The organism is Chloroflexota bacterium (assembly GCA_016875535.1).
Lineage (GTDB): Bacteria > Chloroflexota > Dehalococcoidia > SHYB01 > SHYB01 > VGPF01.
This window is the reverse complement of the sequence record VGPF01000070.1, coordinates 1-7,007: the sequence shown is the minus strand read 5'-3', so window position 1 is coordinate 7,007 and position 7,007 is coordinate 1. Positions and strand designations below refer to the sequence as shown.

The following is a 7,007-nucleotide window of genomic DNA, read 5'->3' as shown; positions in this document are numbered from 1 at the left end:
GAGGTGCTCCTCGGACAGTGGAGGCGAATCTACAACGAGGTCCGGCCCCACAGCGCCCTCGGCTACCGCCCGCCAGCGCCTGAGGCGATGTTGCCACGACTGGCGTTCAGCAGTTCCGCCGGACTAATATAGCGAGTGGTACAAAGTCTGGGGGCAGGTCATGCCATGGCCAGGATGATTGCGAGCCGCCACATCCGGCCTGCTTTCACCACTCTTTTGACAGTCATCCCGTCCCCGCTTTGCTAGTCATCGCATCAGGCCTGACCTGCGAGCACCTGCCAGATATGCAGGCCCTGCCTCTTATGCAATCCTAACAGAGCTCTTGCAATCGTCTCGCTTTTGTTACCGGTTTACCTAAGCTGTTACCAAGGTGATACCAAAAGGAAAGCATGCCTAGGGAGACGAAACAGCCGCGGGGGAGGCGCTGAAGGGCGGACTGACGGTCTAAAGGCCCTTAAAAGATGGGGGGCGCTTCTGAAGAAAGGCGGCAATGGCCTCTTTGTAGTCTGCGGTGTCAAAGGAGACCCTCTGGATGTAGGTCTCGTAGTCCACTGCCTCGGCTAAAGAGGTGGCAGCGGCGCGCTGCATAGCCCGCTTCGCGAACTCAACGGCTACAGGCGGATTGGCAGCTATAGCTCCCGCGAGGTCGGCCACAGTGGCGGCTAGCTGATCGGCGGGGACGACCCTGTTGTAGAGGCCCATCGCCAGAGCATCCTTCGGCTCAATGGGTCTGGCGGTGTAGACGATCTCAGCGGCACGGGCCGGACCGACGATGCGCGGCAGGAGCCACGTGGTTCCTACATCCGGCGGGATGCCTCGCGCTACCCAGGCAGGCACTAAGCGGGCGCCTTCCGCGGCGATCCGTATCTCGCAGGCGATGGCCAGAGAGAGGCCGGCACCGACGGCAGGTCCGTTCACAGCCGCTATCGTCGGTTTAGGAAAATTGACCAGGTCTAAGACAAAGTACCCGGCAGGCGCGGTCACTTTCTTCAGCTTGAATATGGAGCCTCCTGCGGCCTGTTGCTCAAGCCTTCCCACATCTATTCCCACGCAAAAGGCCCGTCCGGCTCCGGTCAGGACCAATACCCTCACGTTATCGTCCTTCGCGGCTTGTTTGAGAGCATCCACTAGCTCGGGTTGCATCTCCTCAAGGAGGGCATTGAGCTTTTCCGGCCGATTAAGCGTGATGGTGGCGACGCCCGACTTCACTTCGTAAAGCAGGTATTGATAGTCCATCTTCTAAATCCTTGAGGGGTTCTGTGCAGCAAGGAGCGCTCGCCATGATAGGAGGCGGCCATGAAGAGCGTCAACGTAAGCAATTGGACGGTCCTGAAATATGTTCGGAAATAGTTTATGAATATATGTGCGCCCGAAAGAAGCCCTGGCCTTGTTATGTTATGTAGGGACGAAGCCTATCGCCTCTGCTCCATAGAGGGGAGCAGATGAAGCAACAGAGCTGGAAGGGATCTTGACAGCCTCTTTCTTCAGTAGGCCCGGTTTGCTGGTCCTTACGCCTCTTGGTACAATTGTGGATTGTGTAGCAATGCGCCGCACTCCCGAAGCGGTAGGGCAACTGGCTTTCTAGCCGAGTGGCCAGCGCGAAAGGTTGGTGGTGGCGATGCGATGGAACGTCTCGCAGCTTTTGAAGGCAGGCGTGGGGGAAGAGCGGGAGTACGAGTTTACTGAAAAGAAACCAGGCATCGAAGAGCTGGCAGAAGGGCTAGAGGGCTCCGCCCAGCTCATACGGACCAAGGCTGGCATCCTTGTCCTGGCCTCAATAGACGCGAAGGTCCGCTGCGCCTGCAGCCGCTGCCTTCGGGAATTCGCCAGCCCAGCCCACATCAAGATCGAAGAGGAGTTCTTACAGACAACTGACATCGAATCAGGCGTCAAACTGGCCCTTGACGAGAGCGAAGGTTCGTTTACCATAAGCTCTCAGCATGAGCTGGACCTGACAGAGCCGGTTCGGCAATACGCAATCCTCTCCATCCCCATCAAGCCGCTCTGCAAGGCAGATTGCAGCGGCCTCTGCCCAATCTGCGGGAAGAACTGGAATGAGGGCCCCTGCACCTGCAAGGCACAGAAGGCCGATAGCCGATGGGACGCCCTTGAGGCGCTCCGAGAGAAAGTAAGCAAGTCTGAAAAGAGGAAATGAGGACGTAGATGGCGCCGCTCCCAAAAAGAAAGCGATCGAAATCGAGCAAGGGTCACCACAAGGCCCATAACACTCTTGCCCCTGTTACCACTGGGACCTGCCCCAACTGCGGCAGCATCAAGGCTCCGCACCGCGCCTGCAGGGCTTGCGGCTATTACAACGGCCGCCAGGTTCTAAAGGTCGGGACGGCAGAGGCCGAGTAACACTTGCCATAAGTGGCATCCTCCTATTCGGTCAGCCAACAAGGAAGGTTTATGACAGAAAGCACAGTCGGCGAACGTTTAGCGTACGTCTTCCCCGGTCAAGGCTCCCAGGCAGTCGGCATGGGCCGCGACCTTTTTACTGAGTCCAAAGCCGCGAAAGAGACCTTTGAGGAGGCCGACGACATCCTCGGCTTCTCCCTCTCCAAGCTCTGCTTTGAAGGCCCAGACGAGCAGCTCAAGCAGACCGTCAACGCCCAGCCCGCCATCATGACCGCCAGCATCGCCGCCCTTCGCGCCTTGGGCGAAGTCCATGGCGAGACCTTCCCCTCCAAGCCCCGCTTCGTCGCGGGACACAGCCTCGGCGAATATACCGCCCTCGTCGCCGCCAACGCCCTGCCGTTCAATGAGGCCCTTGGCCTTGTCCGCGAGCGCGGCCGCCTCATGCAAGAGGCCGAACGCATGCGGGAGGGCGGGATGGCCGCCATCCTCGGCCTCGATGAGTCCCTCGTCGAGCAGGTCTGCCAGCAGGTCGGCATCGAGATCGCCAATATCAACAGCGATGGGCAGATCGTCCTGAGCGGCACCAAAGAGGCCCTTGTCCGCGCCATAGACCTTGCCCGCGCCATGGGCGCCAAGCGCGCCATCCCCTTGGAAGTCTCCGGCGCCTTCCACTCCAGCCTCATGCAGCCCGCCGTTCCCGGCATGGCCCAAGCCATCTACAAGGCCACCATCCGCAACCCGCAAGTGCCCATCATCAGCAACACCAAGGCCGAGCCCATCGCCCGTCAAGGCGAGATCCAGGCGGAGCTGATTGACCAGATGGTCTCCTGCGTCCGGTGGACCAAGTCCGTGGAGTACATGGCCGCCAACGGTGTCAAGACCTTTGTGGAGATCGGCCCCGGCAAGGTGCTCACCGGGCTCATCAAGCGCATCGCCAAGGAAGCGCAGACGCTCAACGTCGAGTCCATGCCCTCTGTGCGGGCCTTCGCCCTCCCGGCCTAACGGCCCCGCGCCATCGTGGACCTTTCGGGCAAAGTCGCCCTCGTCACCGGTAGCAGCCGCGGCATTGGCCGCGCCGTTGCCCTTCGCCTCGCCAAGGCAGGCGCCACCGTTGCGCTCAACGCCACCAAAGACGCCTCTGAGACGCGGCGCCTCATCACAGAGGCGGGCGGCAAGGCCGGCGTCCACATCGCCGATGTGCGCAGATCGCAAGAGGTCGAAAAGATGGTCGAGGACGTTGTGGCGGCCCACGGCTCCCTGGATATCCTGGTCAACAATGCTGGCATCACTCGCGACACGCTCCTCATGCGCATCTCCGATAAGGACTGGGAGGACGTTCTCGCGACGAACCTCACCGGGACGTTCTACTGCACCCGCGCCGCCATCAAGCCGATGCTCAAGAAGCGGTGGGGGCGCATCATCATGATGGGAAGCGTCGTCGGCCTCAAGGGCAACCCCGGCCAGGCGAACTACAGCGCCACCAAGGCTGGCCTCGTTGGTTTCACCCGATCCACCGCCGCCGAAGTCGCCTCCCGCAACATCACCGCAAACGTCGTCGCGCCGGGATTCATCGAGACGGAGATGACGGCGAAGCTCTCCCAGCAACAGCGCGATGCCCTCAAGGCGCACATCCCGGCCGGGGTCTTCGGCACGCCGGAACAGGTGGCCGAGGCGGTGGCCTTCCTGGCAAGCAACGAGGCCGGCTATATCACCGGCCAAGTCTTGCTCGTGGATGGCGGCATCGCGATGGCGTAGGCACCATGGCAGGCGCAAGGAGAAAGGGAAGAACCATCGCGCTGCAGGTCCTGTATGAAGTGGACAGCTCGGGCCACGCATGGCAGGAGACGCTGGAGCGCGCCCTGGCGGAAAAGGGCCTGAGCGAGCAGACCAAGAGCCTGGCGAAAGACCTGGTGACCGGAGTGATACGGGAGAAAGCACGGCTGGATGGGCTTATCGCCGAGCATGCGCCCGCCTGGCCCATCGGGCAGATGTCCGCCATAGACCGCAATATTCTGCGTATTGCCATCTATGAGATTGTGCTCGATAATAAGGCGCCGCCGAAAGTAGCGATAAACGAGGCTGTTGAGCTGGCCAAAACATTCGGGAGCGAGAACCTGCACAAGTTCGTGAACGGCGTTCTGGGCTCCATCCTGACCGCAGCGAAATCCTAGAAAGCTACAGCCCTGGAGGTTACCGTGGCGACAGTTTTCGAACGAGTGAAAAAGGTGACGGTTGACCAGCTTGGCGTCGAAGAGGCCCAGGTGGTCCCCAACGCCTCTTTCGTGGACGACCTGAACGCCGACTCCCTTGACCTCGTCGAGCTCATCATGGCGCTCGAAGAGGAGTTCAGCAAGGACGGCAAGAAGTTGGAAATCTTGGATGAAGATGCCGAGAAGATCGAGACCGTTCAGGACGCCATAGACTACATCACGAACAAGCAGGGCGCGTAACGCCCGTCCCGGTCAGCCCGTCGCCCGCTTCGCCGCCTGCCAGAGCTCCTCTTGCCGCTCCAGCGGCAGCTCTTCTATCTTCTTCCCCTGAGCGCTGGCGCTCTCTTCCATGTGGCGGAAGCGCCGCTCAAAGCGCCGATTCGCCTTGCGCATGGCCCCTTCAACATCCATGTTGAGGCGCCTGCCGATATTCACGAGCGCGGCGAAGATATCGCCGAGCTCATGCTCAAGCTCCGCTTGCGACTTCGCCCTTTCGAACTCTCCCAGCTCTTCGCGCACCTTGTCCAGCACGCCTGCCATGTCCGTCCACTCGAAGCCCAGCTTCGCGGCGCGACCCTGTATCTCCTGGCTATAGGCCAGCCCGGGCAGGGATCTCTGCACGCCGTCCAGCGCAGACTGCCTTTCGCCCTTTTCCTGCGCCTTCAGCTTCTCCCAGTTCGCCACCACCTCATCGGCGCCGGAGACCTTCACCTCGCCAAAGACGTGCGGGTGCCGATGGATGAGCTTCGCATTGATGGTGCGCAGAACATCCTTGATGGTGAATGTGCCGTTATCCCGGCCTATCTGGGCGTTCAGCCCCACCTGCAGAAGCACATCGCCCAGCTCTTCCGCCAGGCGCTTCGGGTCGTCCGCATCCATAGCCTCCAGCGCCTCATGCGTCTCTTCGAGGAGGTATTTCCGTAGGGTGGCATGGGTCTGCTTCTTATCCCAGGGGCAGCCGTCCGGGCCCCGCAGCCTGGCGATGATGGCCAGGAAGGTCTCAAAGCTCTCCAGGTCCTTGTAATCGGCCACGGGCGCACCTCGGTTCTATCCGGAGGCATCCCATTCTACGTGGCGTTCGTTTTCCTTGACAAGGAATCCCCCGCCCGGGTACTGTTTGCTTAGATGGATAAGATGCTGAAGCAGATCGCTACAAAAGTTGTCCTCTCCAAACAATCCTTTGCCATTGCTCAGCGGTTAGGCATCAGTATCGTGCGCACGAAAGAAAGCCCCATACCGAATCTGGGGCAGTTTACCTATCACGACCGCCGCTATCCTCTCGCTGGAATCGATATGAACGATAAGGCTCAGCTAGAGTTCTTACCGTTATTCAAAAATTATAAATATCTAGCAGAGGAATTTCGCTCGCCAAAAGGCCAGTTTGATTTTCGTGTGCCCAACGATAGCTTCGGCTATATCTCAGCCGTCGTCTTACGCGCCTTCCTCTCGCTCTGCAGCCCACGGCGCATCATCGAAGTGGGTGCTGGCAATTCAACGCTCGTGACGGCTGGCTTTGTGCAACACGCGCCACTGGTCAAGCAGCCGCGTTTTACCATAATCGAACCATATCCAAAAGGCGTAGCGACTTACCAAATTCCAGGGGTGCATGAGCGCGTATGTAAGCAGCTAGAAGAGGTCGAGCTGAGCCTATTCGAATCATTGGACGCCAATGACATCCTTTTCATTGATGGCAGTCATTACGTCAAAGCGGGCGGCGACGTGAATTACGCAGTTCTGGAAATCCTGCCACGATTACAAAGCGGCGTTATCGTTCATTTCCATGACGTATTCCTCCCGTTTGACTATCCGAAGGCTTGGATCGTACAAGACCGCACCTTTTACACCGAACAATATCTGCTCCAAGCGTTTCTCTACGGCAATAGCTTGTATGAAATTCTGTGGGCTGAACGGTATATGAAAGATAAATATCCAGGGCTTATGCAAAACGCCTTTACTCTCATAGAAGAAAAATGGAATCACAACTCAAATAGCCTATGGATACGGAAACGCTGAAGGAGTGCCCGTGTGTACCGCCCCTGATTTCTTGGACAGTGATGTGATTGTATTCATGCGGCAACCACAGGGCAAGCGAGCAACTGACGGCGTGCTTGCTCTGGCGTCGCGTAGCGATGGCGCTCGACGAGCCACTCCCGGTTGTACCGCTCCTTGAAGGCAAGGAGCGCGAGGCGCAGCTCCTCCACGGTCTCAAAGGTTCGCACCCAGAGCAGTTGCTCCTTGAGGGTGCGGATGAACCGCTCCACGCAGCCATTGCCCTCCGGCTCCCGCACGAAAGCGGGACTGGAGGCAATCCCCAGGAAGCGGAGCTCGTCTTGGAAGTGGTCGCTCATGTACTGGCTGCCGTGGTCATGGCGCAGGACAAGGCCCGAGGCGACGTCGGCGCCGTAGCCGCCAAGGTGCTGGCGCACTCCTTGGCGCAGC

Annotated in this window: 11 protein-coding genes; 8 read left to right on the top strand and 3 right to left on the bottom strand. The window is 59.4% G+C overall.

Annotated elements, in window-relative coordinates; translation table 11 throughout:
* Positions 1–132 (top strand): transposase (locus tag FJ039_12365; GenBank protein ID MBM4406942.1); only part of this gene is annotated, 132 nt, incomplete at its 5' end.
* Positions 133–444: 312 nt separating this feature from the next.
* Here FJ039_12365 and FJ039_12360 read toward each other — a convergent pair.
* Positions 445–1,236 carry an enoyl-CoA hydratase gene (locus FJ039_12360; GenBank protein MBM4406941.1) on the bottom strand — a complete coding sequence of 264 codons (792 nt, stop codon included), beginning with the start codon at positions 1,234–1,236 and terminating at the stop codon, positions 445–447.
* A gap of 382 nt (positions 1,237–1,618) precedes the next feature.
* Here FJ039_12360 and FJ039_12355 point away from each other — a divergent pair, with 382 nt between their 5' ends.
* From FJ039_12355 to acpP, 6 genes are read left to right on the top strand one after another with little or no spacing between them, the layout of a single operon-like run.
* Positions 1,619–2,155 carry a DUF177 domain-containing protein gene (locus FJ039_12355; GenBank protein MBM4406940.1) on the top strand — a complete coding sequence of 179 codons (537 nt, stop codon included), beginning with the start codon at positions 1,619–1,621 and terminating at the stop codon, positions 2,153–2,155.
* An 8-nt stretch (positions 2,156–2,163) separates the two neighbouring features.
* A complete protein-coding gene (locus FJ039_12350) occupies positions 2,164–2,358 on the top strand; it encodes a 50S ribosomal protein L32 (GenBank protein ID MBM4406939.1) in 195 nt (64 codons plus the stop codon).
* 51 nt (positions 2,359–2,409) lie between these two features.
* A complete protein-coding gene (gene fabD, locus FJ039_12345; GenBank protein MBM4406938.1) occupies positions 2,410–3,360 on the top strand; it encodes an ACP S-malonyltransferase in 951 nt (316 codons plus the stop codon).
* Between the two features lie 15 nt (positions 3,361–3,375).
* Positions 3,376–4,113, top strand: coding sequence for a 3-oxoacyl-[acyl-carrier-protein] reductase (fabG, locus tag FJ039_12340; protein MBM4406937.1), 738 nt, complete (start codon positions 3,376–3,378; stop codon positions 4,111–4,113).
* A 5-nt stretch (positions 4,114–4,118) separates the two neighbouring features.
* Positions 4,119–4,529: a transcription antitermination factor NusB gene (gene nusB / locus FJ039_12335; protein MBM4406936.1), complete on the top strand. Its 411-nt coding sequence runs from the start codon at positions 4,119–4,121 to the stop codon at positions 4,527–4,529.
* A gap of 24 nt (positions 4,530–4,553) precedes the next feature.
* Positions 4,554–4,808, top strand: coding sequence for an acyl carrier protein (gene acpP, locus FJ039_12330; GenBank protein MBM4406935.1), 255 nt, complete (start codon positions 4,554–4,556; stop codon positions 4,806–4,808).
* 12 nt (positions 4,809–4,820) lie between these two features.
* Here acpP and mazG read toward each other — a convergent pair whose 3' ends face one another.
* Positions 4,821–5,600 (bottom strand): nucleoside triphosphate pyrophosphohydrolase, encoded by a 780-nt coding sequence (mazG, locus tag FJ039_12325; GenBank protein MBM4406934.1) that lies wholly within the window; start codon positions 5,598–5,600, stop codon positions 4,821–4,823.
* 93 nt (positions 5,601–5,693) lie between these two features.
* Here mazG and FJ039_12320 point away from each other — a divergent pair, with 93 nt between their 5' ends.
* Positions 5,694–6,581, top strand: coding sequence for a class I SAM-dependent methyltransferase (locus FJ039_12320; protein ID MBM4406933.1), 888 nt, complete (start codon positions 5,694–5,696; stop codon positions 6,579–6,581).
* A 53-nt stretch (positions 6,582–6,634) separates the two neighbouring features.
* Here FJ039_12320 and FJ039_12315 read toward each other — a convergent pair.
* On the bottom strand, positions 6,635–7,007 hold a 373-nt coding region (locus tag FJ039_12315), incomplete at its 5' end, for a transposase (protein MBM4406932.1).

Excerpts from the sequence above, each read along its gene's own strand:
- FJ039_12360 (MBM4406941.1), bottom strand. The coding sequence starts at position 1,236 with ATGGACTATCAATACCTGCTTTACGAAGTGAAGTCGGGCGTCGCCACC.
- FJ039_12355 (MBM4406940.1), top strand. The coding sequence starts at position 1,619 with ATGCGATGGAACGTCTCGCAGCTTTTGAAGGCAGGCGTGGGGGAAGAG.
- FJ039_12350 (MBM4406939.1), top strand. The coding sequence starts at position 2,164 with ATGGCGCCGCTCCCAAAAAGAAAGCGATCGAAATCGAGCAAGGGTCAC.
- fabD (MBM4406938.1), top strand. The coding sequence starts at position 2,410 with ATGACAGAAAGCACAGTCGGCGAACGTTTAGCGTACGTCTTCCCCGGT.
- nusB (MBM4406936.1), top strand. The coding sequence starts at position 4,119 with ATGGCAGGCGCAAGGAGAAAGGGAAGAACCATCGCGCTGCAGGTCCTG.
- FJ039_12320 (MBM4406933.1), top strand. The coding sequence starts at position 5,694 with ATGGATAAGATGCTGAAGCAGATCGCTACAAAAGTTGTCCTCTCCAAA.